This is a genomic window from Chloroflexota bacterium (genome assembly GCA_023475225.1).
Taxonomy (GTDB): domain Bacteria; phylum Chloroflexota; class UBA6077; order FW602-bin22; family JAMCVK01; genus JAMCVK01.
Genome location: JAMCVK010000004.1, coordinates 22,333 through 46,924 on the forward strand (window position 1 = coordinate 22,333; position 24,592 = coordinate 46,924).

Genomic DNA, 24,592 nt, shown 5'->3' on the forward strand with positions numbered 1-24,592 from the left:
GGTTCACCGTCTGCTACTCAACCTGACGTAGTTCAACACTATACTGCCGTTATAGGCTGGGATGTTCAACTCCCTCGCCCTAGATGCTTTGAATTGGACCCCATAGACCTTTGCCCTAGTCTTCAGGGTTTTCAGGTTGGCTGAATCGTTCAAGGCGGACTCCATCGCCTCCGCATCACCGATAGCCAGCAGATCATAGGGTGGGGAAAGTCTCGTATTATTGACCATAATGGTGCTCCCCACACAATAGATAGAGGTGATGGCCACCATTCGCTCCCCATTCAGGGAAATCACCTCGGCTCCTGCCGACCAGAAGAGGTTGACGACATCGCGCAGATCATATTCATGTACCAAGTAGAGCGATGGATCCTCATTGGCCGGTATAGTCTTGCTAGCACTATCGTCCAGCGTGATCCTCAAGCCTGGCCCCTTCACAGCGACCATTCCAGCCGCCATCCGCTCCCTCTCCAAGGCTTGTCGAATTTCGCTGAGGGTTTCCTTCTCGGTTGCGGCTTGTTGCTGCTGGGCAGTGATTTGGGCCCGCAGCTGGGTGATCTGCTTCTTTAGCTCAGCCTGCTCCGTCTCAAGACGTTGTATGGTGCTCATCACCTCTGGTCGAGGCTGAGCAGATATGGCCACGCTGGGCGGCCGCGCCTGCCACTGGGCACTCAGGAGCAAGCCCAGCAACAAGCCAAACAGGGTGAGGATAATGGTCCCTTTGCTTAACGTCGTTTTACCCACAAGAGAACTCCTCCAGCTAACCCTCCGAGGGCTAGGGATTCACCGCTGCAGAGCAGGGCCAATGTTCGCACAGCGTCCATCCAGAACTCCTCGGGAAACATTTTGATCAAATTGTCCGTGTTGGGATCGAGCAGCCAATAATCGTTGCGAAAGGAGAGCAAATGGAATTGTCGGAACAATCCCCCAAAGTCTATCAAGGAGAAGACATAAACGGCCAGGAGGGTCAGAACAGTGACCCCGCTACCCAGGAGCAGGTTGCTGGCCGTCCGGCGGATGGGCTGGGAGCGAGGGACCCAATAGCCAACCAGGAGAAAAAGGACGAGATAAAGAGCAGAGACGAGCTGAACATCGCCTATCTTATAGATTAGGGATCGAACGTCAAATAAATGAGCTACCTCACGGGGCTTAAAGAAAGAAGGACTGAGGCCATTGGACTGCAGTTGTTGGGGCAGGGTATCTGAGGGGGTTTGAAAGAAAGCGATCAGGGCCTTATTGGCGGCGCTTATCTGCCACTGGGAGAGCCCGCTATGCTCGCTTACAGCGTATTTGGCCTGGGTAGCCTCGTAGTAGTTCTGGTTCAGGGCTAGCCAACGCACATTGCTGGAGATCAGGAAGAGCGGTAGGCAGAGCACAAAGATGATCCTCCCCAATTTCATCATTATCCCCATCAGCTATAGCCACTCCCCTCAAACGAAGGGGGATCAATGGAATCAGCCCAGTGGGCCGCTTATTCCCCTGATCCCCGCCTTATCGTTAGGTCCCCTCTAGTTTAATAGCCAACGCGTATGTGCAACGTCTTTTGATTATTGGTTAGATCAACCTCAGCGCTGACCGGTAGAACACGCACCTGAACAAAGTAGTCTGCCCTGGGCGGAATATCTTCAAAACTACCGAACCTCACTACCTTAACCTCACCCGCAGCTAAAAGGTCAATCGTTTGACTTCTCGTCAACAGGGTATCACCATTGGCCTCGCCGCTAACCCTGACCTCAACGGTCAAATTCCTTTCCGTCTGGGTGCCTTTATTCTCGACGGCGGCCAATAAAGAGGACCTTGTAATGGTAGTCTGCGATAGGCTACCACTCTTCAAGGCTGGATCAAAATCGAGGCTGATGATGCTTACATCGTGCCACTCATCCCTTGGCACTGGCCTCGACAGCATGAGCGATCCCTCTGGGGTGGGTTGGTTCGCAACCTCCGTCATCTTGACACAGCCAATCGAGCTCAGCCCAAGCACCAAAGTGATCAGTAAGAATAGGATCAGCCAGCCGAGGCGATAGCGAATCATCGACATGTCTCCTTAGGTGAGAGCGTCGAATATCTCCCCCACAGGTGGTTCAAGGTAGCCCTGCCCACGGTGCGATACCATCCCCCAGCCGCATGATAGTCGCTGACTGTGGGCTTGTCAACTACGCCGACCCCTTCGCCCAGGCGGGCGCACCGATCGCCGGAGCGGTGGATCCTGTAAGCTATTACCCTGACAGGCCAGGCGCATCTCCACATTTTTATCTGAGCATGTTAGAATAACGCCCAAAAGGTCATTCTGGCTGGCACAGCGTCCGAGATCTCGTTATTCGATCGCCGAAGGAGACGCCATATGAAGCTATGGCTGGAGCGGTACCGTGGACCCTTAACCCTGGCCCTCGTGGCTATCCTCCTGATCAGCGCCGGGGTCTGGTTCATCCGTCGCCCAACCCCGGTCGCCATCGAGATTGCTACCCCAACAAAGGGGCCCCTAAGCAAGGAGATCAAGGTCTACGTCACCGGCGCGGTAAAGGAGCCCGGCGTCTACGTGCTGCGGGAAAATGAACGCATCGAAGACGCGCTCATCGCCGCTGGTGGCGTCACAGAGGAGGCTGACCTCGCTAAAATCAACCTGGCCGCCAAACTGCGTGACGAGCTCCACATCCACGTGCCCAAGGTTGCGGAAACCTCTCCATCAGCATCCGCTGGGGCCGGCGCTGCCGCTCTCCTCGATATCAATACAGCTACGGCTGCGGAGTTAGACACCCTGCCGGGCATCGGGCCGGTCACCAGCCAAAGGATTGTTGGCTATCGTCAGCAGCATGGCCCCTTTAAGAGCATCGATGACCTGAGAAGCGCCAAACTGGTTAACGAGGCCACCTTCACTAAGATCAAGGACCTTATTACTGTTCGCTGATGAGCGCCATATCCCTTGACCAATGGCGAAGGGTCACGGCTACCCCACTCATCTTCCTCAGCTGTGCCTGGCTGAGCGGCCTCTACCTGGGTTCCTTTCTGATGTTGCCCTGGGAGGGAATGTTCGCTCTCGGCACCCTCATACTTGTTCTTCTAATGCTCTGGTGGCCGGTCGATCACATCCGCCTAATCTTGTTAGGCGCGCTGGTCCTTCTCACCGCCCTTTGGCGCTACCAGGCAGTCCTCCCCCACTTTGGTGAACAGCATATAGCCTACTACAATGAGGGAGGAGTCTTCTCCCTGCGGGGATGGGTTAGCAGTGAACCGGAAATTCGCGACCGCTGGGCCACTCTAAGGGTGACCATTGAGGAGCTATCTACTAGTGGCCAATGGTTGCCCGTCTCCGGTGAAGTGCTCGTGCGCACCCCCTGGTTACCCGCATATAGTTACGGCGACCGTTTAGAGCTCAAGGGACGCCTGGAGACACCCCCGCAGATTGGGTCTTTCTCCTATCGGGACTACCTAGCCAGACAGGGGATATACGCTATGCTGCGCTATCCCCACATCACCCGACTCGAACCAGGCGGGTACACCCCTTTAGCATGGATCTATAGACTTAAGGACCGTTTGGCTGAAGTGCTGGGCAGTCTACTGCCCGAGCCGCAGTCCTCCCTGGCTCAGGGAATACTACTGGGAAGACGCTCAGGCATCCCGGCCGAACTCCTGGCCGCCTTCAATCAGACGAATACCAGTCACATCATCGCCATCTCTGGTTTCAATATCAGCCTTATCGCCGGCATGCTGGCTACTTTAGCCGGTCGCTGGAACAGGCGTCGTGCCGTCCTCCTCGTTATCGTTGGCGTCGTCCTCTATACCCTCCTCGTTGGAGCAAGCGCCTCGGTCATGCGGGCAGCCATTATGAGCATCCTGGCCATCGGCGCTCTCTACTATGGCCGTCCCAACGACGCCCTCACCGCTCTGGCGGTGGCGGGGGTGATGATGACCGGCCTTAACCCCTTTCTCCTTTGGGACGTGGCCTTCCAATTGTCATTTCTAGCCACGGCTGGACTTCTCCTGCTTCAACCACTCTTACAGGACTGGCTTCGCCGTCTTCCACTCTGGTTTCGGGAGAGTCTTTCGGTCACCCTCGCCGCCCAGTTAGCCACCCTGCCAATCATCGTCCTGAACTTCTACCAGGCCTCGCTGGTCACGCCGCTGGCTAACTTGCTGGCTCTGCCCGCCTTCCCCGGCATAATGCTTTGGGGAGGGGCGGCGGGGTTGCTTGGACTCCTTTGGGCACCCCTCGCCCTCCCCTTCGCCTGGATAGCCTGGCTACACCTTACGTATATGATTTCTATTGTAGAACTTTGCGCACGCCTGCCATTCTCCTCCTTTTCCCTCACCCCTCTACCGGGCGCTTTGGGGTGGCTCTATTACGCTGTTCTGCTCGCCGCTCTGATGTTGGTACAGCGGCGGGCGCATGGGATCAGCGGGCCATCCCAGGGGACGCTATGGTCAAGGCCATTTCTAGGCAGAGCGAAAGGTGACCAAACAGCAATCCAGCATCAGCACCTGTCGCTTAAGACGACGCTCAGCACTCTCTTGCTCCTCATCGTTACTGCCTGGGCGGCCATCTTCGCCCTACCGGATGGGAAGACACATCTCACTTTTTTCGACGTCGGACAGGGAGATGCAATCTTGCTCCAGAGCCCAACCAATCAAAAGATCCTCATCGACGGCGGACCGAGCCCTTTGGCCATCAGCAATGCCCTGGGTCGCCGTCTACCGTTTTGGGACCGAACGATAGATCTGGTGATCGCCACCCATCCGCACGAGGATCATATAACTGGCCTCCTGGCTGTAATGCAACGCTACCGGGTGAAACAGGTACTCGATTCCGGCTATCCTCATAATACTCCCACCTATAGACGCTGGTTGGAGGCGATCAGAGAGAAGGGACTCAAGCGCACCGTGGCCAAGGCCGGGCAGGAGATCACCTTGGGACAGGGGATAAGACTGGAGATCATCCACCCCGGGGAGGAGCTACTGAGCGGGACCCCCTCTGATGCCAATAACAACTCGGTGGTTGTCAGGTTGCGGATGGGAGCGGCGACCATATTACTGGCCGGCGATCTGGAGGAGGATGGACAGCGCTACCTGCTCAGGAAAGGACAAGCGCTAAGCAGCAATATCCTGAAGGTGCCCCATCAGGGTGGGCACACCGCCCTGGACAGCAACTTCCTGGCCGCTGTACACCCTGAAGCAGCCATTATACTCGTGGGCAAGGACAATCGTTTTGGACATCCGGCACCAGAGACGCTGGAAAAGCTGCGGGGGACACCGGTATACCGCACAGACTTAAACGGCACCATCGAGGTGGTGATCGATGAAGCCGGCTATCGGATCCGCACCGAACGGTAGTTTTTCAGGCGCCGCGCAGAGCTAGGGATTGGGCATCTGCAGCGTAGACAAGGGAGGTCCATCCGGCACAGGGGCGGGTTGGGAACTGCCTGGGTAGGGATAGCCTGGCGACTCACTGGACGGTATCCACGGCAGAAAAATATGCCTCAGGAAACTGATGGGTGGGGGATAGTAGTCGGAAGTGGCCCCTCCATAGCCGAGCGGTAGCAAGAATTGCACTAGTATAACCGCGATGATGACTCCTATAAGAAGGATCAAAACATCACGCATGCCACACCTCCCGTGCTCCTCCTTTCCGGAAGTTCAGTGTATAGGCAAAGAAGTTGCCGAAACAGCCGCATAGCTCAAAACCGGCTCGCTCAGCGCGCCTGATAGTAGTACCCCTAAAGGAGTAATCTGGATCGGGAAGCATCTCCGACACCGAAAGCACCCCACCCGGGCGCAAGACTCGATATAGCTCTTGCAGGGCCATATCCTTGTCTGGAATCTCGCCCAGTACGGTGACCAGAAAGGCCAAATCCAGGCTTTCAGCGGCAAAAGGCAAGGCCATCCCATCGCCAAGCAGGAGCGCCACGTTATTCACTCCAGATCCTGACAGTCGCTCTCTTAGCCTGCGGATCATGCGCGGTTGAATATCCAGGGCATAGAGCCGTCCCCCCTGACCCAAACGCCTGGCTGCCTCCAGAGTAAAGAAGCCAGGGCCTGGACCAAGTTCCAGCACCCGCATATCGGAGCGGAGGCCGAGATGATCCAGGATCTTTTGGGGCCCAAAGAAACGTTTGCGGAAGGGGTTCTCCAGCAGCCAGGTCGCCTCGAAGGGACATGGGAAGGGGTGAATCTTACGCGCCAGGCGAATAACCAATTGCCAGGCCAGAAATAGGATCAAAATAAAGAGGGGAATCCTGCTCTTTCGCATACAGCGCCACCTGCTTTCGTTTTTCTCCAAAGAGTGGATCTTCCCAGGGCTAAAACCATTCTACCACCAACACCACATTGGCGCTACCTGCTATAATGAGACCATCGAACAATGGGGCTTCCAAGGGGCGTCCTTCTTCGAAGGACTGGGATGGCCTGGGGGACACAGCCAAAACTGGGCGGACGCATAGGTCTGCCCCTACCTTCGATGGACTAGGGGATGTAACCCATAGCTGGATGCCTTTCCTCCCACAGGATGGGGGGTGTGCAGAGTCCGCCGAAGGCGGATAGGGCTCTGCCCTAGCTATCCTGCCCCCCTTCTCCCGCAAAGGTGAGGGGAAGTCAAGGAGGGCACCCCCTCCTTGGTAGTCCTTCCCCCTGGGAAGGATAGAGCTCTGCCCTAGCTATCCTGCCCCCTTCTCCCTTCGGGAGAAGGGGGCAGGGGGATGAGGGCCAGAAAGGAGAGTAACGATGCTTATCACCAAGATACCTCGTTTACACCTGGGTAACCTACCAACCCCGCTGGAGGAAGCACCTCGCCTCGCCGAAGCACTCGGCGGACCACGTCTTTTCCTTAAGCGGGACGACCTTAACGGCTTCGCCCTGGGAGGCAATAAAATACGCAAGCTGGAATTTCTGCTGGCCGACGCCCAGCAGAAAGGGGCCGATGTGATCGTTACCACCGGCGCGCTGCAATCTAACCATGCCCGCCTGACGGCCGCAGCAGCACGGCGCCTAGGTTTAAGGGTCATCCTCGTCCTGGCTGGATCGCCACCCAACCTGGAACGAGCCCCCGCAGGGAACCTCCTCCTCGATCACCTGCTGGGAGCAGAGGTAAGAACAGTAACAGCCGAAGGCTTCCAGGAGATGACGGAGGCAGCAACAGCGGTGGCAGCAGAGCTGCGGGACAAAGGACACTGCCCCTACCTGATACCAGTGGGTGGTTCCACCCCGATCGGAGCACTCGGCTATGTGGCCGCAGCCCTGGAGCTTTATAACCAACTCTACGAGCGAGGACTATCGGCCGATTACATTTTCCTGGCCTCAAGATCCGGGGGCACCCAGGCTGGCCTGGAGGTGGGGTCCAGATGGCTTGGAATCGATGTCCATATTGTGGGTATCAGCGTCGGACCGAGGCGGGAAGAGTTGGCCACCACCATCACCACGCTGGCCACAGAAACGGCCCAAATGCTGGGCTGGCCACAATCTTTCCATGACGTCATCGTTGATGATGAATATGTCGGCGAGGGCTACGGGAAGGTCTCTGCCTCCTGCCGCGAGGCGATTCGACTCCTGGCCCAAACGGAAGGGGTTTTCCTTGATCCTATCTATAGCGGCAAGTCCATGGCCGGACTGATCGCTTACATTCGCCAGGGCCAGCTCGGTCCGCATAACACCGTCGTTTTCTGGCATACCGGCGGGGTACCGGCCCTGTTCGCCTACGGGAAGGAGCTGGCCGAGGGAGGGGAACTATGCCTGAGTTGAGGTCCTTGCTAGCCATAGATGTGGGTGGTGGCACACAGGACATCCTGCTTTATCAGAGCGATAGGCCAATGGAGAATTGCGTGAAGCTCATTCTCCCCTCCCAAACGAACATTGTGGCCAATAGGATCCAGGCGGCCACGGCGCAGGGGAGGCCCATCTTCTTGACCGGCAACATTATGGGGGGCGGTCCCTCTGCAGGGGCCATACGCAGACATATCCAGGCCGGGTTGAAGGTCTATGCCACAGCACAGGCAGCTCTCACCTTCCATGATAATTTGGAACACGTGCGCCAAATGGGAGTCGGGATCGTTGGGAACGCACCGCCTGCGGCCATGGTCATTCGTTTAAGCGACGTTGACCTCGATTCCCTTCGGCAGGGACTTGCCCTGTTCGATGTCGCTCTGCCGCAGAGAACGGCCATCGCTGTTCAAGACCATGGACACTGTCCAGTAGGCAGCAACCGCGCCTTCCGCTTTCGCTATTGGCAAGAGTTCGTGGAAGGAGGCGGTCAGATAGCCGAACTAGCCTATCTGGAGGCCCCCCGTCGAATGACACGCATGCGGGCCGTACAGACCGAGGTGCCCGGCGCCATCGTGATGGATACCGGGGCAGCGGCCATCTGGGGAGCCCTCTGCGACCCCTTCGTAGCTGCCCACAGCCAAGAGGGGGTCATCATCGCTAACATCGGCAATCAACACACCCTCGGTGCCTTGCTTCAGGGGCGCCGCATGTGGGGTCTGTTCGAACACCATACGGCCCGCATGACTCCCCCCAAGCTAGCCAATTACATCGCTCGCTTGCGCGCGGGCACCCTCTCTAATGAGGAGGTATTCCAGGACGATGGCCATGGGTGTTCCATTCATCCCCAGTTCACGGTGGGACAGGGGTTCCGGCTGACAGCAGTCAGCGGTCCCAATCGGCAGATGGCCAGGGATCTCGGCTACTACCTCGCCGTCCCCTATGGAGACATGATGTTAGCTGGCTGTTTTGGTCTGGTGGCTGCCAGCCGTGAACTACTGAAACGCTCATGAAGGTTGTCAAGAGTACCGTTCATGGGATAGCCAGCAGAACGTGACCAGCGGTAGCTAAAAGTGGCTAAATTTGGGCCCCATTTTGTGTCGGCCTCGGGGAAGGATTGCGGCGACGCGCTCCAGCTGCGTAGTAGAGCATCCCCAGCACAGCCACCATGGCGGCAGCGGCAAAGGTAAGGGGGAAGTTAGAGACCTGAAGCACTACTCCCAGGACCATCCCGCCCAGGGCTACACCCAGATCGTAGGCGCCCGAGAAGGTTCCCATCGCCGCACCCCGGCTCCCCGCGTTCGTCCGATCGATCGCCTCGGCCATCAGGCATGGGTGGGTCGCGCCAAAACCGAGTCCATAAAGAACCCCGGCCAGGGCCAGGAGCGGGACAGACGATGAAGGACCCAGCGTAAGTGTCATCAGTATGAACATGGAAAGGGCCACTATCCCCATTCCAGGGATGATCACCACAGCCCGGCCGTATCTATCTGAGAGCTGCCCAGATAGCGTACGCACAATGATGATGGTGAAAGCGAAAGCGATGAAGAACAGTCCCGCATTGAATGGCCCCGGGCCCTTAGCGAACAAGGGAAGGAAGGAGATCGTACACCCGTAAGTCACCGTCAAGGCCAAGAGGATGGCGGCCGGAAAGAAGGCCTCAGAGACGAACATCGCCCCTCTTGTTCCGTAGCTGAGGTCGCCTGCGGTGACTCGCCACTGCTGTTCCTCCTTAATCACCATCACGGCCAAAAGACAAACCAGGGAGAGGCCAGCTGCGGCCAGAAAGAGAGGCACAAACCCCCACAGGTTCATTATGGTCAACCCCAGACCCGGGCCGATAGCCTGACCGAGGTTGGCAGAGGTACCGAAGATGCCCACCGCCTCCCCCCTGCGGGTGAGAGGCGCTGTCTCAGCCACAAAGGCATTGGCCGCCGTTGTGAATATGCCCAGCCCGACACCATGCAACAGGCGCAACCCGAACAGCAACGACATATTTGTGGCTACGTTATAGAGAAAAGAGGAGATGATGAAGGTGAGCGCCCCCAAAATCAGGAAGGATTTAGCACCTCGCTCATCCACTCCCCGACCGACGAATGGCCGGCTCACCAGAGCTGTAGCGGCAAAGAAGCCTGTCACCAGCCCCACATCGAAGACACCCCCACCGATATGGAGGACGTAGATAGGGAGGGTAGCCAGGAGGAGATTGAAGCTGCTGAAAAAGGCGAACGAGGCCAGACAGATAAACACAAAATCCGTTGTGAGCAGCTTATCTTTCTGGGGGTGATTGGGCCCTTCCATCTGGCAAATCTCCTAAAAGGGGAATGTCTCTCAGATTATGGCAGAATTGCCCCTTTCTTGTCCAGTGTTCATCGTCACCAGGGACTTTCGTAATGGGGAGTGTCCGTCTTCGGCGGACTTCCAGTCCTGTGGGAGAAGGGGGGATTATGGGCTACAGCGAAGCCCGAAAACCTCTGCCAGCAACAGTCCGGCCGAGGGGTTTCCCCTCAGCGCTTCCCCGGCAATATCCGAAATTAATCTTCCCCAAAAAAACCAGCCCCAAAATACTTGACGGACGAAGGGATAAATGCTATAGTTCTGCCACATCGGCCATTGTCAGCTCCTTATGTACTGCCCGAATAATGAGAAGAGAAGCACCCATGAATGCCAAACAAATCTGGCAGGCTGTCCTCGGCGAATTACAACTCCAGGTAAGTAAGGCGAACTACGAGACGTGGTTGAAAAACACAAGCGTGGTCTCCCATGAGGATGGGCTCTTCATCATCGGCGCTCCCAACTCCTTCGCCAAAGAGTGGCTGGAAAGCCGCTTCCTTTCAAAGATAAAGCGCACTCTAACCTCCATCATTGGGCAAACTGTTGATCTCAAGATCGTCGTTGCCCAGCCCAAGCCGAGAACAAGAAGCCTTCAGTCCTCACTCTTACCCCAAGAGGAGGTCGCTCCAACCCTGGTACTGGAGCAGGATGAGGTTCCGCCCCCGCGTCACTCCTCCAGAACAAAGCGGGATTCCCTACCACTACCCGAGCCGCCCCCTCAGGATGGAGGTTGGACACCTAATCCCGATTATACCTTCAGTGAGTTTATCATCGGTAAGTGCAACAGCCTGGCCCACGCCGCCTGCATTAAGGTGGCCAATCACCCGGCTCGGGCCTATAACCCCCTCTTCATCTATGGGGGCGTTGGACTGGGGAAGACCCACCTTCTCCACGCCATCGCCCACGTCACCCTCCCTAAAGGGTTAAGGGTGGTCTACGTCACCTCTGAACAGTTCACTAACGACCTCATCACGGCTATTCGCGAGCGCAGTACCGACGACTTCCGCCGTCAATACCGTCGGGCCGACGTCTTGCTCATCGACGATATCCAGTTCATCGCCGGCAAAGAAAGCACCCAGGAGGAGTTCTTCCATACCTTCAACGCCCTTCGTGAGGCCAACAAACAGGTCGTCATCTCCAGCGATCGCCCACCCAAATTGCTGGCCACCCTCGAGGAGCGCCTCCGTTCGCGTTTCGAATGGGGACTGATAACCGACATTCAGCCCCCTGATTTCGAGACACGTATGGCCTTCCTGCAAAGCAAGGCCCAGAAACAACAGATATCCATCTCCAGTGAGGTATTACAGTTCATCGCCAATCGCCCCCAGCATAATTATCGTGAGCTCGAGGGAACGCTCAACCGCATCATCGCTTATTCCCTCCTCCATAAGCGTGCCCTCACGATCAAGGTGGCCAGCGAGGCACTTCATGACCTGACGGTCAGCCCCAAGCACGGGATCATCCAGCCAGAGCAGATCATCAAGGCAGTGGCTGAGTACTACCAGATTGAGCCCCGGGCACTGCGGGGCAAGGGACGCAGCAAGGAGATCGTGTTGCCTCGCCAAGTAGCCATGTACTTGATGCGCGAGGAGACCTCTTGTTCCCTCCTGGAAATCGGACGCGAGCTGGGGGGCCGTGATCACAGCACTGTCCTGCACAGCCATGAGAAGGTGCGGCGCGAGATTGAAATTGATACTCAGCTGCGCAAGGACGTCCTCTCCATTCGTGAGCGCCTTTACGCCCATTCACAGAGGCGCTAGAAGGTTGATCCAAGGGCGAGATTAGCACTTCGATTCGTTGGCCCTCATCCCCTTCCCCCTTCTCCCTGCGGGAGAAGGGGGGATTATAGGCCGGGTCGAAGACTCTTCGAGGCAGAGCCTTGCCCTCCCCTTATAAACTGCTATAGTGGCGCTATAGCGCCCCATCCCTCGAGCTAGCGCCCCGGCGGCGCCGCCATGAGGAGCTGGCAGGCTAAACATAAGATTGTGGATAACCCCACGATTCCTGTGGATAACCTCAGTCCTTTGTGGATAACCCCTCGAATTCGCGCTCATATTTCCTCAGCGCTCCTACTCGCTATACAGTATGAAGTAACAACATTTCCACACCGTATCCCCGTCCTTATCCACAGGACTATCCGTCTGACTAAGGCTGAATCCACCATTTCCACCTTTTCCAAGGCACTACTAATACTACGACTACGGCCTAAATATAGAAGATACCGATATGCTAGAATAGATCGGGTGAGTAATAATGCCTTTTGACGAAGCCAAAATATATGTTAAAGCCGGTGATGGTGGTAACGGGGCCATCAGCTTTCGCCGCGAGAAATATGTGCCCTTCGGCGGACCAGATGGTGGTGATGGTGGTCAGGGTGGGCACGTCTATCTTAGGGCTGATGCCCATCTGAATACCCTGCTGGAGTTTCAGCGGCGACGGCACTTCAAGGCCCAGCGGGGTGGGCATGGATCTGGACAAAACAAGCATGGTGCTGATGGTCAGGACCTGATCATCCCCGTCCCACCAGGCACCGTGGTACGCCTTGAGGGGGAAATTATAGCTGATCTCGTCGAACCTGGCCAACAGGTCCTTGTAGCCAGGGGTGGGAGGGGTGGACGGGGGAATGCCCGTTTTGCGACGAGTACGAATCAGGCTCCTCGTCTAGCGGAGAAGGGCGAAGCTGGTGAGGAGAGATGGTTATCTTTGGAGCTTAAGCTCATCGCCGATGTGGGAATCATCGGCTATCCCAATGTGGGAAAGTCAACCTTCCTGTCCGCGGTCAGTCGCGCTCGTCCCAGGATCGCCGACTATCCCTTCACTACCCTATCCCCTAACCTGGGGGTTACTGTCGTTGATGAAACTTGCTTCGTCCTGGCTGATATCCCAGGTCTGATTGAAGGGGCCCATCGCGGGGTTGGCTTGGGACATACCTTCCTGCGGCATATCGAGCGGACCAGGGTTCTGATTCATATCTTGGATGGCACCTCTACTGATCCCCTGGCCGACCTGGAAAATGTCAACCAGGAACTGAGGCTCTTCAACCCAGCTCTGCTGGCTAAGCCGCAGATTCTGGTACTGAACAAGGTTGATCTTCCACTGTCCCGGGCGAGGTGGGCATCCCTCAAGCCACAGCTGTATGCCCATGGCCTGCCCGTCTTCGCCATCTCAGCCCTTACAGGTGAGGGCGTGGAGGAGGTCCTTCGTGAGGTGGTCAAATTGTTAGGCGAATGTGCCGGCAGGATGGAATCGGAAGAGATTAAGATCTTCCACCCCCTTCGCCAAGAGAAGGAGTGGAGGGTCGAACGTGAGGGGGATGGCTTCCGGGTGAAGGGGCCGGATGTCGAACGCCTGGTCGCCATGACGGATATGGAAAACGATGAAGCGGTGGCCTTGTTGCAACGAAGGTTGGCCAGGATGGGCATAATGGCCGCCCTCGAACGGGCCGGGGTGAAGCCGGGCGATACGGTGATAATTGGGCGAACGGAGATGACATGGGTTTAAAGGGGCTAAGGATCGGCGTGCTCGGCGGTACCTTTGATCCAATCCATTACGGTCACCTGGTCGCGGCTGAGGAGGCAAGGCATGGTCTTTCCTTGAAGGAGGTCCTGTTTGTGCCGGCCGCACAACCCCCGCATAAACAGAGACTGGTCCTATCGCCGCCGGCCGACCGACTAGCCATGGTATCGCTGGCCATCGCCTCTAACCCTCACTTTCAGCTCTCATATGTGGATTGGGAACGACCTGGTCCTCATTATAGTGTGGATACCGTTCGGCTGCTTCAGGAGGAATTGGGGACAGAGACGGAGATCTGTTTTCTCGTTGGGCTGGACTCCCTGGTTGAGCTGCCAACCTGGCACGAACCACAGCGGCTGATAGAGATGTGTCGGGTGGTAGTGCTGACACGCCCAGGATACGAGACCTTTGATGTCGCCTCGCTAGAGCCCTGGCTCCCGGGCGCCAGTCGACGCATTCAAATCCTGGCCATCCCAGGGATGAGCATATCCTCTTCTGATTTGCGTCAGCGCGTTGCCACAGGACGGCCGATAAAGTATCAGGTGCCGCCGGAGGTGGAGGAATATATCTACGCCCATAATCTATATCGTTAGGTGGTTATGGCCCTGACCAGAGCCATGGTCGCGGCACTGACCAAGGGGATAGTGAGGTTATCATTGGTAGGGAGGGGCAGTACTTCCATAAGGGCGGCCGCCGCTGCCCCGGCGAAGACCATCGGCACGCTCAGAAACAGCCCCAGCCTGGCCAGGGCAACGCCGAGAGCCAAAGAGGAAAGAAAATAAGCCAGACTACCCTCCAGGCTCTTGTCCAATACGCCTCCTCGCCCCATCTGCTCCCCGACAAGAGCAGCCAGAGGGTCTCCCACGGCCAGGAAGAGGAGGGCGACGATGGCGATATCCCTCTCGAAGAGAAGAAATGTCGCTAGCGAGGAGAGAAGCAGATAGGTGCTGCCGGTCAGTTGGGAGTGTTCCCGTTCCCTAAAGAGGGGAGCGAGGTGTCGAAAGAGCCAGTGGTTTAGGTCGAGGAAGGCGAACCGTACAATGTCGAGTCCCAGGAATAAGATAGTTACCAGGGTGAGCAGGACAAGCAACACCTCTTTGGGAAGGACGAAGGCGAAGATGGGGAAGAACGAGCCGCCACAAAGGTGAAACAGTTTCCTCCAGATCTTGCTCTTGGCCAAGGTCTACCTCCTCCAGCGCATATTCTTCCCCCAGGAGCCACCCTCACCCCCGGACCCCTCTCCCGTCCGCCACAGGCGGACGCCCCCTTGAACCACGTTGTTCGACACACCCTCGCTAATGGTGTACTAGTATACATCTTGCATAGTATAATATAGTGAGAGACATTGAAAGCTGGGGTTCGTTCTGAGGGACAGGGCCATTCGCCACTGGCGCAACGTGCTGGGCCGGGCAGATGGGTTTTGCCCCGGGAGGCAATGTGGCTATGAGAGGAAAGAATTGGTTTAAGGAAAATAGTGCCCTCGTCGTCGCCGGGCTCGGTCTGCTGCTCTTCATCTTTGTTTTCCCCCTCCTGGTCGCAGCGCCAGCGGAGGGGCAGGTTCCTATCAGTACGGTCGTGGAGAAGGTGAAGGCTGGTGAGGTAGCCAAGATCACCACTTCTGAGGATAGTAACTTCCTTACAGTTCACTATAAGAGTGGAGACAAGGCTCTCTCGCGCAAGGAGCCTCATCTTACCCTGCTCGAATATCTGACGCGTGCGGGGGTTCCTCTGGATCAGATGCCGGCTATCGAGGTCAGCGGTGGACGAGGCTGGCTATTGCCCGCGGCCACCTACGGACAATTAGGGGCGATGTTGTTGCCCGTCCTGCTCATGGGTGGACTTGTTCTCCTGCTCCTTCTTTTTGCGAGGCGACAGGTGGGTGACAGTACCGACCAGGCCTTTTCCTTTGGGAAGAGCCGTGCCCGCCGCTTTGTGGGAGGGTTGCAGAATACCACCTTTGCCGATGTGGCCGGGGTACAGGAGGCCAAGGAGGAGTTGTGGGAGATAGTGGAGTTTCTGAAGCATCCGGAGCGCTTCACGGCCGTGGGGGCACGGATGCCGAAGGGATTATTACTGGTTGGCCCCCCTGGCACGGGCAAGACCCTGCTGGCCAGGGCGGTGGCTGGTGAGGCCGGAGTGCCCTTCTTCAACATCAGCGGCTCAGAGTTCGTGGAGATGTTCGTGGGGGTGGGCGCCTCACGGGTGCGCGATCTGTTCCAGCAGGCTAAAGCGCATGCCCCCTGTATAGTCTTCGTCGATGAGATCGATGCTGTTGGTCGCCAGCGCGGCGCTGGTCTCGGTGGTGGACATGACGAGCGGGAGCAAACCCTTAACCAAATACTGGTGGAGATGGACGGCTTTGATAAGAATACCAACGTTATCGTTATGGCGGCCACTAATCGTCCGGATGTACTTGATCCGGCGCTGCTGCGCCCAGGCCGTTTTGATCGCCAGATCATCCTTGATCGCCCAGACCTGCGTGGACGGAAGGCTATCCTGGAGGTACATGCGCGGGGCAAACCGCTAGCAGCCGATGTTGACCTGGAGCAGCTGGCCAAGCAGACATCCGGCTTCTCTGGGGCCGATCTGGAGAATGTCATCAACGAAGCGGCCATTCTGGCTGCTCGCCGTGGTGCGCGGCAGATCGAGCGGGGGGATCTGGAGGAGGCCATCGATCGGGTCTTGTCCGGCCCCGCCCGCAAGAGCCGCCTCATTAGTGAGAAGGAGAAGGCGATCACGGCCTACCATGAGATCGGACATGCCCTGGTGGCCCGTTTGCTGCCCCATGCTGATCCTGTGCATAAGGTGACCATCGTCGCCCGCGGGCTGATGGGGGGTTATACGCGGCTCCTTCCCGCCGAGGATCGCCAGTTATGGACAAAGTCGCAATTCACAGATACCCTCTGCTGGACCCTGGCCGGCTCCGTCGCCGAGGAGATGATCTTCGGTGAAGTGAGCACCGGCGCGGCTAACGACATCGAGCGGGCGACGAATCTGGCCAGGGACATGGTCTGCCGCTATGGTATGAGTGAGAAGCTCGGCCGCGTGGCCTTTGGCCATCGGGAGGAGATGCTCTTTCTTGGTCGGGAGATTGCGCAGCAGCGCAATTATAGCGATCAGGTGGCCTACGAGATCGATCAAGAGATCCACCGCCTGATCGAGGAGGCCCGCCAGCGGGCCGAAGAGCTCCTCACCACTCACCGCGATAATCTTGTTCACTTATCTGAGTTGCTCATTCAGCGGGAGACGCTGGAGGGTGAGGAGCTGCGGGGACTCCTTGCTCTGCCCCAGGAAGGGGTAGGTGGATATCAGCCGGCGGTGGCCAGCTGATCTCTGTAGCCGAAGCCGTCCGGATAGGTCGCCACGGCCGCGCTGTTAGAGAAGGCAACTCCCCCTTTCTCGGGTTACGGGGCAGGCGGGGCAGGCTTTAGCCCGGCACCACTGCTTGTAGATATGCAGCAATCCCTGTTGTCTGCGGGCCGAGTTGATCAGTGAGCCGGTCAAACCCAGGATCTCCTCGGCCATATAGCGGGTGATGGCGTTCGGGGCCGACTTAGGATGGATGCGGTAGAGGGCGATGGCTTTGATGGTCAGGGCGTCATCGGCGGCGAATTGCCCGTAGGCGAAGGCCCAAGGGAGGATGGTGTTGATCAGGATATCCCTGGCCCTGGCGGGCCCGAGGCGGGCCGCCTCGGGCCCGCCAGGAAGAGCGTCTCCAGAGGTGGCCGCATTTGGGACCAACAGCGCCCTTTCTAGCCCCTCTTGAGCTCGCCTGGGGTTCGGCTGCTTCAGGAGGGAGAGGAGCGTCTCCATCAGCCCCTGCTCTGCGTGTTGAGCGAAGAGATGGGCCGCGGCGACAAGGCGGCGCTGGGGAAAGTTCGCCGGGCGAACCCCAGCCATCCGCCAGGTCTGGCGGCTCAACGGTTGATCCACCCAGTTCTGAAGCCTCGTCTGCCACTCTTGAACCATCTCGGCAAATAAGGGGCTGGCCTCACCTGGGCAGGCCTCGCTGGAGAGGGGCAGGAAGCCCGCTGCTCCTAAGAAAAGGGCCTGGGCCACCAAACCCCGCCGCACGGGAGGGGTCTGGCGGAGCAGCGTTTCCACGGTGCTAAGGGGTAGAAGGCGGGACAGCTCCCTGAAGGGAGAGGTGTTTTGACTGTCGCCCAGGGCATCCATGATCCGCTCGTAAAGCACTTGACCGGCCGCAGAGACGGTCATCTCCGCCTCGCATACGACGGCCCTTTGGCGCATTCTCTCCTCGCCCATCTCCTCAAGGAGCCTCCCCAGCCTTTGTCCCTCGGCCGCTCCAGCGGCCTCACCATTGAGGGAAGCCGCGGAGCGAACCCTGGCGGCATGGGGGTTTGGTTCCTCCCATATCGTGGGGAGCGGGTCCTCGACTGGAATGAGGTCGGCCAGGGCCAATACGGCCACGGGCTCCCCATCGGCCCGCAGCGTTGGTTCCATCTCATCGGGCCACATCACGACGTGGAGGATGACCTTGTTATAACGGACATCGTGATGGTGTCCGTGTCGGTACCAATCCGAGGAGCGCACGTGAACCTCGATATCCCCATGGAGCAAGTGACAACCGTCCAGCGTGAGCAGGGCATCGCGGAAATCCGGCCCAGGGTTGGCGCAACGCCGCCCGCGGTAGACGACTTGCAAGGGGCGACCGCTGCTGGTGGTGAGATTGTCTTTAGCCAGGCGCTGCTCTTGCCAAATGTGGCAGATAAGTCGTTCATTGACCATGGGGGTGGGAATCATGGTCTTCCCAACAGCTGTTCGATGATCGGCCGCACCCCGTTGCTGGCGATGGATAGGCTATGCCCCGACAGTGGTATCCCCTTACGCGTGACGACAGCCGTATTGATCCCCACCACTTGCCCCTGGAGGTTGAGGAGCGGCCCCCCGCTATGACCGGGGTAGATGGGGGCATCGTGTTGGATAAAGGTGTAGGGTAAAGTTCCTTCAGGAAGGATGACCGTTTTGTTCAGGGCACTCACCCGGCCCAGTGATACACTGGGGGCGCGGGGTAGAGAGGGCGTGTAGCCCAGGGCTACTACCCACTGCCCCACCTGGAGCGCTGCTGAGTCGCCGAGAGGGAGTGTGGTCAGGTCGGCAGCGCCGATCTTGAGCAGGGCCAGGTCTGTCCAGGGATCGGCGTACATAATGCGGGCGTCGAAGCGGCGACCATCGACCAGCGTTACGGTGGGGTTGGGGTTATTCTGGATCACATGGTAATTGGTCAGGATGCACCCTCGCTTATCGAGGATGATGCCGCTGCCCCGGCCGCTGCCCTCAGCCATAACCTTAACCACGGCTGGCTGAATGTCCGCCACCAGTTTCTGGATGGTCGAGGTGGTAGCCTCGTCTGGCTGTGGTTGCGGAGAGGAGGTGATCAGGAGTGGTGACTCCTCCGGGAGGATGGCTGTTGGGGGGAGAAGTCCGGCCTCCTTGGCCAGGTCGCCGCCGTTGGCTGTGGTTGTCTGTCCGGCCTTGGACCAGGGAACAGCGACCTTCCATTGTTGAATGATGGTGCGTTGGGCCCGCAGGACGTAGGCGTTGCCCATATCGGCCACGGGGGCCGTGGGCAAGCCGTTCATATGCAGCGGATCAGGCGTGCTGAAGAAGTGGGCCTTAATGGCGGGATAGGGCTCGAGAAGGGCATAACGGCGCTGCACGATCTGGGCCCAGGTCAGGTTGGACTCCTCGCTCATATCCATTGGTTTCGGCGTCATTCTGGCCGAGAGCAACCAGTCGTCCCGCCCGGCGCGGCTCAGCTGATTGAGAACGTTGATGAAGTAGACCTGTCCTGCCTCCGGTCGCCATTGCATGATCACCTTCTGGGTAGCCTGGCACCAGAAGCCATCCCATTGAAAGCGGCGCGAGGCGGGATAGCCGAGGATCGGTACCCCTCCCAGGCGCTGAAACTCGCTCCAGAAGGGGATGCCGGCCTCATCAGTGAGGCTGAAGCCTACCGTACGGCCGGGTGCGCCGCTAGCCTGGGTGTAGAAGTGCCCGCCGGGGATGGTGTAGTCGGCCAGAGGTGTGGCTGTGGTGTACTCAGCCTGGGCCGCTGGGTCGGGCAGGGCGAAGGCGACGATTAGGGACAGGAGGGCGAGGAAGCATCTTTTCCTATTGTTTCTGGACATGTCCTTACCTCTCTACGAAAAGCCCCTCCTTCGGCACCTTACGATCCTTTAAAACATCATGCTGCTTTTTGGGTCAGCGCTGGAGCTCCTCATAAAGGGCCTGGAGTGGGGGGCTGGGCCTCGTCTTCAGCTCCTTGGCTAAGAAGCGCACATAGCGCTGATAGTGCCGCAAGGCCGCCGGGCGATCCCCAGACAGGGCATAGTAGCGCATCAGGTCGGCATGCGCCTCCTCCCGATAGTCATCCACGGCCAGGATCCGCCGACAGAGGGCGATGCTCTGCTCATAAGCACCCTTACACCCATAATGGGCCGCCAGCTCGGCCAGGGCACGCAGATATTCCTCCTCCAACTCCTCCCGTCTCGTGGAGCACCACTCCGAGTAGAACTCCTCCAGATAGGGGCCACGATAGAGCGCGCAGGCGCGCTCATAAAGGGCCACCCGTCGGTCATCCTCCTTGGGCAGCGACCCCGCCTCGTTGATTAAGGACTCAAACTCGGCCACGTCAGACCAGAGGTCTCCCTCTGGATCGAGGCGATAACGTCCCTCCTGGAGGAGCACGACGCCCGGATAGAGGGCCTGGCGCAGGCGGTACAGCGTTGAATGGAAATTGATACTACCCTTAGACTCCCGCAGGTCGGGCCAAAGGGCGGCCATCACCTGCTCCCGCCGCAAAGGGCGCGGATGGGCCAGCAGAAAGAAAAACAGCTCCTTCGCCCTCTCAATCCTCCAGCGCAAGTTATTGACGAGCTCACCATTCAACAACACCCTCGCCTCACCGAAGGCATAGGACTCTATCCGGGGCACAGTCTTCAGCGCCACCCCCAGCGGTGGCTTTAGCGGCCGCGATTCGGCCGCTGGGGGCTGACCCGCCTCGATCCTCCGCAAAAGGGAGGTCAAACGCCCCCCATCGACCCCCCTGGCGGCCGCATAGCGCAACATGGGCCCTGCCCTCCGTCCCTCAGCGACCAGAAAGGCATCGTAACCCAGCTGCGAAACCATATCCAGCGTCTCCCTCAATTGCTCTATGGAGGCATCCAACTGCTGATCCAAGAAAAGAGACTGGGCCAGGTGGAAACGCGCCCGGGCCAGCTCGCGCTTCGCCCCGCTGCGGGCCAGCAGCTCCGTCGCCTCAGTCAAACGCTCGATAGCCACCTGCCTCTCCCCACGCTCGTAAAGAAGCGTTCCCAGGGAGATGGTGAGCAAGCCCAGCTCGTAGTCTGAGCCCTGTTCCTGAGCTATCTGCCAGGACTGCTGGAACAGCTGCTCCGCTTCAGCATAGTCGCCAAGCAGGCGGTGGGTGTTGCCCAGGGCATCCAGACAGTAGGTGATCAGGAAGGGATCATCTAACCGCCTGGCCAGCTCCAGGGCCCGCTCATAAGTTTGCCGCGCCCCCTGGTACTGGCCCAGGTCCCGCTGCACATCCCCCAGGCTGGACAGGGCCAGGCCGGCTACTCGCAGATAGCCAGCCTCCTCGGCTATGGTCAGGGCATTTTCCAGTAGCGCCTGGGCCCGGCTGTGATGCCCCTGATGATGATAAAGCACGCCCAAATTGTTGAGGGCTAATGCCCGTGCCCCGGCATTGCCCAGCTTCTCCCAGGAGTGCAGGGCCTGACGATGGTAGGCGATGGCCTCAGATAAGTCTCCTTGCCGGGCATTGGCCACGCCCAGGGCCTCCTGCACCGCCGCCAGATTGAACAGATCGCCATCCTCGGCGTACAGATCCAGAGACCGCTTGAGGTCCTCTATCCCCTCGCTGAACCTCCCCAGGGCGCTGTGGCTCATGCCCATATTCTTGTACGCCTGGGCCAGCACCACTGGCGCTCCCTCAGGCACCATGGACAAGGCTTTTTGACACTCAGCGATGGACGCCGCATATTGCCTCTTAGACAGTAGGACAGAGCTCTTCAGGGCCAGGGACCTGGCCATATTCACCTTATCAGCGACTGCGGCGAAGCAGGCATAGGCCCGCTCGAAAAGCTCATTGGCCGTGTCCAGCTCGTCCCGATAGATGCAGGCTCTGCCCCATTGCAGGAGAAGGTGCGGGCAATGGGAGAGGGACTCCTCGGGCAGGAGGGCAGACAGACGTAAGAGCGTCTCCCACTTACCGGCATTGACCATCTCTTCGGACACCGCCGCGAGCAGTTCAGCCGCCGCCGCAGGGCGGTCCGCCCGCAGGTAATGCTGGACGGCCTGTTCCCACTCCTTCCCTTCCCGGGCCATGCCCGCCGCCTTAAGGTGCAAGCTTACAAAGCGCTCCTCATCCTCACGGCGCAGCTTCTCCTCCAGGAACTCCTGGAAAAGGTGATGATATCTATACCAGTCGCCCTCCAGGCGGATAATAAAGAGGTTATTCTCTTCCAGGTACTCCAGGATGCGCTGGGAATCGGCGCTGCCCAGGAGGTCATCGCAACGCGACGCCTTCATCTGGGGCAGCACGGCTGAGCCCAGGAGGAACTGCCGCACCTCCTCACTCTGCCGAGCGTACACCTCGGCAGCCAGATAATCAAAGATAGGACCGCCAGCCCCCTTCGCCCGAATCAGGCTCTCGAACAGCCCTTGCCACATGTTATGCGTGGTCAGGATGATGCCTGTAATCCACCCCTCCGAATGGCTGGCCAGCTCCTCGGCGGCCTTAGGGGGGAGGATGATCTTGTAGTTCTGGCTCAATAGCTCACGGATCTCCTCGGCAGTGAAGCGCAGGTCGGATATGCCCAACCCGGCCACCTGCCGATAGGCCGCCAGACGGGAGAGGGTAAGTTTGGGCAGGGTCCTGGTGGCCAGGATGATGTGGCAGTTTTCCGGCAGGTAATAAAGCAAAAGGTCGAGGGCGGTGTTGACCTCCTCACTGGCATCCACGTTCTGGTAGTCGTCTAAAATGAGGAAGAAATATTCGGGGATGGCCGTCTGTATCTCGCTGACGAGCAGTCCGATGGCCGAATTCATCTCCCGGGAAACGTCACTGACCTCGCGCAGGAAGGAGCGCATACGCTGCCCGAAAGAGGGGAAGCGTTGGGCCAGGGAGGCAATGAGGTATTCCAGGAACACCTTAGGGTCTTGATCAGCGCTCTCCAGCGAATACCAGCAGACCGGCAGCTCGACCTCGTGGGCAAAATCGATGAGCATGGTCGTCTTGCCGTAGCCGGCTGGCGCAGAGATGATGATCAGACGACGGTCACCGTACTGGTGGAGAAAATCGATCAGGCGCGGGCGGCGGAGGATGTTGGGATGCCGTGGCGGCACCAGGATCTTGGTGATGAATCTGGGTATCTCACTCATCGGCGCTCCCCTCTTTTTGTTTCCTGTACCCGCCCACGGCCCCCAGCTCAGGCGATCTTGGGCCAAACGGACCCTGTTCCGGGACGATCTAGTTAAGAATTATAGCATATCTTTACACCCATCTTCCCAGCGTCAAGGTTGGTGGGGCTATCCGATCCTCGTTCGGCTGGATTTTCCCTGCAAGATGGGGCGAAGGTGCGCTTAGAACTGGTTTGGCGAGGGTTTGTTCAGAGTTTGTTCAGAGGTAGCCTTTACAATATAAACGGAGGGTGGAGAGTTTCGCCCTATTAAACGATATGGAGGAAGGCGATGCGGAAGGTGCGCGAGGTCTATTGGCAGGTGGGGTATTTGCTGTTGGTGCTGGTAGCGTTGGTGCTGGCCAGCGGTGCGCCGAACGATTGGCCAGGGGGATAATCTGAGAGGGGCAGTGGCGATCGGGTTGGCTGGGTAAGGAGAGATGCTCCTGGCCGTTGTGGTCGTAGGGCAAGGTGGAGGGATACATCTGTAGCGTAAAGGGGTGGAACGATGAAGATCAATGGTTCAAGGCTGTTGAGGGGTATCCTTGAGGTTGGCGGGTTAGCCATTCTGGTGCTGGTCATCGTAGTGGTCTTTGGGCAGGTGAATGCGGGCAGACCGTCGAGTACCCCGGCTGGGATGGAACTAACTCTGCCGCTGGCTGTCAGCCCAACAGTAGGGGCGTCAGTTTACATTTCCCGAGAAGTGGTCGTCACCCCAAGGGGATCTGCTCCTGGCGAGGTTGGTATCCAGGAGGTACCTGGCGGTCCAGCCGGGCCAAAAAGTTTCGCTGTTAGACCGGATGGGGAGGTGTACATCCTGGATACAGTAAACCATCGCATCAACAGGTACGCAGGTCAGGGAACGTTCCTGTCCAGCGTCGTTTACCAGCCGTCTATCTTTGGCTGTGACCTGGCTGTCGCCTCGGATGGGGCCCTTTATGTGCTGGACGGGTCAGACTTTTGGACAGTAAGGCGATACGAACCAGATGGCACCCCATCCTTGGTGTATAAGCACCCTATGCGAATACAGATATCCCACATCGGGCTTGTCGCCGCTAACCTGCTGGCCGAGAGCCGAGGGATCGGTGCAGATATGGTTATCACCCTTGGGAATGCTCAGCGGGAGTTCTCCCCGAATGAGCAGGTGAGGACGAAACGGGACGGGTTGCTCTATCGAGCGGGTACCTTCACGGGGAGATTGGTGCGGAGTGCCACGGGGAAAGGAGGTTATGTAGAGAGAGTCCTGGCCGATGGGAAGATGTTGCGACTAGACCTCACCGTGGATGGCTTCGTGGCGGCAACGCCTGGCTTCGATGTGGATGTTGCTGGGAATATCTACGTCGTGGTTCAGGTAGACAGGAATGGTCGAGGGGATATCGATGAACGGGTGCTGAGGTACAGCCCCGCTGGGAAGTTGCTGGACAACGTGGATATAGACGACAGGTATTATGCCGTTCCCTCGAGAGCTGTCCTGGTCGATGAGCGGGGTGACATTTATCAGCTCCTCCCGGCGAAGGACAGAACAGTTATAAAAAAGTGGGAGAGGAGGTAGGGGGATA

19 protein-coding genes are annotated in these 24,592 nt (G+C 58.3%); 9 read left to right on the forward strand and 10 right to left on the reverse strand.

What is annotated here, in order from left to right:
- Positions 1-3 precede the first annotated feature (3 nt).
- The 3 genes from M1136_00690 to M1136_00700 form a co-directional block, all read right to left on the reverse strand.
- A complete protein-coding gene (locus M1136_00690) occupies positions 4-741 on the reverse strand; it encodes a DUF881 domain-containing protein (GenBank protein MCL5074158.1) in 738 nt (245 codons plus the stop codon).
- Complete coding sequence (locus M1136_00695) at positions 723-1,409, reverse strand: TIGR01906 family membrane protein (GenBank protein ID MCL5074159.1); 687 nt, start codon at positions 1,407-1,409, stop codon at positions 723-725. Before M1136_00695 ends, M1136_00690 begins: the two co-directional genes overlap by 19 nt.
- Before the next feature lie 101 nt (positions 1,410-1,510).
- Positions 1,511-2,029: a hypothetical protein gene (locus M1136_00700; protein ID MCL5074160.1), complete on the reverse strand. Its 519-nt coding sequence runs from the start codon at positions 2,027-2,029 to the stop codon at positions 1,511-1,513.
- 309 nt (positions 2,030-2,338) lie between these two features.
- Here M1136_00700 and M1136_00705 point away from each other — a divergent pair, with 309 nt between their 5' ends.
- Positions 2,339-2,902: a ComEA family DNA-binding protein gene (locus M1136_00705; protein ID MCL5074161.1), complete on the forward strand. Its 564-nt coding sequence runs from the start codon at positions 2,339-2,341 to the stop codon at positions 2,900-2,902.
- Positions 2,902-5,322 (forward strand): DNA internalization-related competence protein ComEC/Rec2, encoded by a 2,421-nt coding sequence (locus M1136_00710; protein ID MCL5074162.1) that lies wholly within the window; start codon positions 2,902-2,904, stop codon positions 5,320-5,322. The genes M1136_00705 and M1136_00710 overlap by 1 nt, the downstream gene beginning before the upstream one ends.
- Positions 5,323-5,343: 21 nt before the next feature.
- Here the strand turns inward: M1136_00710 and M1136_00715 are convergent, their stop codons facing one another.
- Positions 5,344-5,592 carry a hypothetical protein gene (locus M1136_00715; GenBank protein MCL5074163.1) on the reverse strand — a complete coding sequence of 83 codons (249 nt, stop codon included), beginning with the start codon at positions 5,590-5,592 and terminating at the stop codon, positions 5,344-5,346.
- The gene (locus M1136_00720; GenBank protein MCL5074164.1) at positions 5,585-6,238 is read right to left on the reverse strand and encodes a methyltransferase domain-containing protein; all 654 of its coding nucleotides are present in this window, start codon (positions 6,236-6,238) and stop codon (positions 5,585-5,587) included. The genes M1136_00715 and M1136_00720 overlap by 8 nt, the downstream gene beginning before the upstream one ends.
- Positions 6,239-6,708: 470 nt before the next feature.
- Between M1136_00720 and M1136_00725 the strand changes: the two genes are divergently transcribed.
- Positions 6,709-7,722: a D-cysteine desulfhydrase family protein gene (locus M1136_00725; protein ID MCL5074165.1), complete on the forward strand. Its 1,014-nt coding sequence runs from the start codon at positions 6,709-6,711 to the stop codon at positions 7,720-7,722.
- The gene (locus tag M1136_00730) at positions 7,710-8,753 is read left to right on the forward strand and encodes a DUF1786 domain-containing protein (GenBank protein MCL5074166.1); all 1,044 of its coding nucleotides are present in this window, start codon (positions 7,710-7,712) and stop codon (positions 8,751-8,753) included. The genes M1136_00725 and M1136_00730 overlap by 13 nt, the downstream gene beginning before the upstream one ends.
- A gap of 64 nt (positions 8,754-8,817) precedes the next feature.
- Here the strand turns inward: M1136_00730 and M1136_00735 are convergent, their stop codons facing one another.
- The gene (locus M1136_00735; GenBank protein ID MCL5074167.1) at positions 8,818-10,041 is read right to left on the reverse strand and encodes an MFS transporter; all 1,224 of its coding nucleotides are present in this window, start codon (positions 10,039-10,041) and stop codon (positions 8,818-8,820) included.
- A gap of 359 nt (positions 10,042-10,400) precedes the next feature.
- Here M1136_00735 and dnaA point away from each other — a divergent pair, with 359 nt between their 5' ends.
- The 3 genes from dnaA (at position 10,401) to nadD (ending at position 14,180) form a co-directional block, all read left to right on the forward strand.
- Positions 10,401-11,834, forward strand: coding sequence for a chromosomal replication initiator protein DnaA (gene dnaA / locus M1136_00740; GenBank protein MCL5074168.1), 1,434 nt, complete (start codon positions 10,401-10,403; stop codon positions 11,832-11,834).
- A gap of 493 nt (positions 11,835-12,327) precedes the next feature.
- On the forward strand, positions 12,328-13,575 hold the full coding sequence (obgE, locus tag M1136_00745; protein ID MCL5074169.1) for a GTPase ObgE: 1,248 nt from the start codon (positions 12,328-12,330) through the stop codon (positions 13,573-13,575).
- Positions 13,566-14,180 (forward strand): nicotinate-nucleotide adenylyltransferase, encoded by a 615-nt coding sequence (gene nadD, locus M1136_00750; GenBank protein ID MCL5074170.1) that lies wholly within the window; start codon positions 13,566-13,568, stop codon positions 14,178-14,180. Before obgE ends, nadD begins: the two co-directional genes overlap by 10 nt.
- Here nadD and M1136_00755 read toward each other — a convergent pair.
- Positions 14,177-14,767, reverse strand: a complete 591-nt coding sequence (locus M1136_00755; GenBank protein MCL5074171.1) for a hypothetical protein — start codon at positions 14,765-14,767, stop codon at positions 14,177-14,179. The two genes, nadD and M1136_00755, sit on opposite strands and share 4 nt — an antisense overlap.
- A 263-nt stretch (positions 14,768-15,030) precedes the next feature.
- Here M1136_00755 and ftsH point away from each other — a divergent pair, with 263 nt between their 5' ends.
- On the forward strand, positions 15,031-16,917 hold the full coding sequence (gene ftsH, locus M1136_00760; protein MCL5074172.1) for an ATP-dependent zinc metalloprotease FtsH: 1,887 nt from the start codon (positions 15,031-15,033) through the stop codon (positions 16,915-16,917).
- 45 nt (positions 16,918-16,962) lie between these two features.
- Here the strand turns inward: ftsH and M1136_00765 are convergent, their stop codons facing one another.
- From M1136_00765 to M1136_00775, 3 genes are all read right to left on the reverse strand, one after another.
- On the reverse strand, positions 16,963-18,336 hold the full coding sequence (locus tag M1136_00765; protein MCL5074173.1) for a DUF2851 family protein: 1,374 nt from the start codon (positions 18,334-18,336) through the stop codon (positions 16,963-16,965).
- A gap of 11 nt (positions 18,337-18,347) precedes the next feature.
- Entirely contained in the window at positions 18,348-19,739 is a 1,392-nt protein-coding gene (locus M1136_00770) for a trypsin-like peptidase domain-containing protein (protein MCL5074174.1), read from the reverse strand.
- 73 nt (positions 19,740-19,812) lie between these two features.
- Positions 19,813-23,016 carry a tetratricopeptide repeat protein gene (locus tag M1136_00775; protein ID MCL5074175.1) on the reverse strand — a complete coding sequence of 1,068 codons (3,204 nt, stop codon included), beginning with the start codon at positions 23,014-23,016 and terminating at the stop codon, positions 19,813-19,815.
- 525 nt (positions 23,017-23,541) lie between these two features.
- Between M1136_00775 and M1136_00780 the strand changes: the two genes are divergently transcribed.
- Positions 23,542-24,585 (forward strand): hypothetical protein, encoded by a 1,044-nt coding sequence (locus tag M1136_00780; GenBank protein ID MCL5074176.1) that lies wholly within the window; start codon positions 23,542-23,544, stop codon positions 24,583-24,585.
- Positions 24,586-24,592 lie beyond the last annotated feature (7 nt).

Excerpts from the sequence above, each read along its gene's own strand:
- M1136_00695 (MCL5074159.1), bottom strand. The coding sequence starts at position 1,409 with ATGGGGATAATGATGAAATTGGGGAGGATCATCTTTGTGCTCTGCCTA.
- M1136_00700 (MCL5074160.1), bottom strand. The coding sequence starts at position 2,029 with ATGATTCGCTATCGCCTCGGCTGGCTGATCCTATTCTTACTGATCACT.
- M1136_00705 (MCL5074161.1), top strand. The coding sequence starts at position 2,339 with ATGAAGCTATGGCTGGAGCGGTACCGTGGACCCTTAACCCTGGCCCTC.
- M1136_00710 (MCL5074162.1), top strand. The coding sequence starts at position 2,902 with ATGAGCGCCATATCCCTTGACCAATGGCGAAGGGTCACGGCTACCCCA.
- M1136_00715 (MCL5074163.1), bottom strand. The coding sequence starts at position 5,592 with ATGCGTGATGTTTTGATCCTTCTTATAGGAGTCATCATCGCGGTTATA.
- M1136_00720 (MCL5074164.1), bottom strand. The coding sequence starts at position 6,238 with ATGCGAAAGAGCAGGATTCCCCTCTTTATTTTGATCCTATTTCTGGCC.
- M1136_00725 (MCL5074165.1), top strand. The coding sequence starts at position 6,709 with ATGCTTATCACCAAGATACCTCGTTTACACCTGGGTAACCTACCAACC.
- M1136_00730 (MCL5074166.1), top strand. The coding sequence starts at position 7,710 with ATGCCTGAGTTGAGGTCCTTGCTAGCCATAGATGTGGGTGGTGGCACA.
- M1136_00735 (MCL5074167.1), bottom strand. The coding sequence starts at position 10,041 with ATGGAAGGGCCCAATCACCCCCAGAAAGATAAGCTGCTCACAACGGAT.
- dnaA (MCL5074168.1), top strand. The coding sequence starts at position 10,401 with ATGAATGCCAAACAAATCTGGCAGGCTGTCCTCGGCGAATTACAACTC.
- obgE (MCL5074169.1), top strand. The coding sequence starts at position 12,328 with ATGCCTTTTGACGAAGCCAAAATATATGTTAAAGCCGGTGATGGTGGT.
- nadD (MCL5074170.1), top strand. The coding sequence starts at position 13,566 with ATGGGTTTAAAGGGGCTAAGGATCGGCGTGCTCGGCGGTACCTTTGAT.
- ftsH (MCL5074172.1), top strand. The coding sequence starts at position 15,031 with ATGAGAGGAAAGAATTGGTTTAAGGAAAATAGTGCCCTCGTCGTCGCC.
- M1136_00765 (MCL5074173.1), bottom strand. The coding sequence starts at position 18,336 with ATGGTCAATGAACGACTTATCTGCCACATTTGGCAAGAGCAGCGCCTG.
- M1136_00770 (MCL5074174.1), bottom strand. The coding sequence starts at position 19,739 with ATGTCCAGAAACAATAGGAAAAGATGCTTCCTCGCCCTCCTGTCCCTA.
- M1136_00775 (MCL5074175.1), bottom strand. The coding sequence starts at position 23,016 with ATGAGTGAGATACCCAGATTCATCACCAAGATCCTGGTGCCGCCACGG.
- M1136_00780 (MCL5074176.1), top strand. The coding sequence starts at position 23,542 with ATGAAGATCAATGGTTCAAGGCTGTTGAGGGGTATCCTTGAGGTTGGC.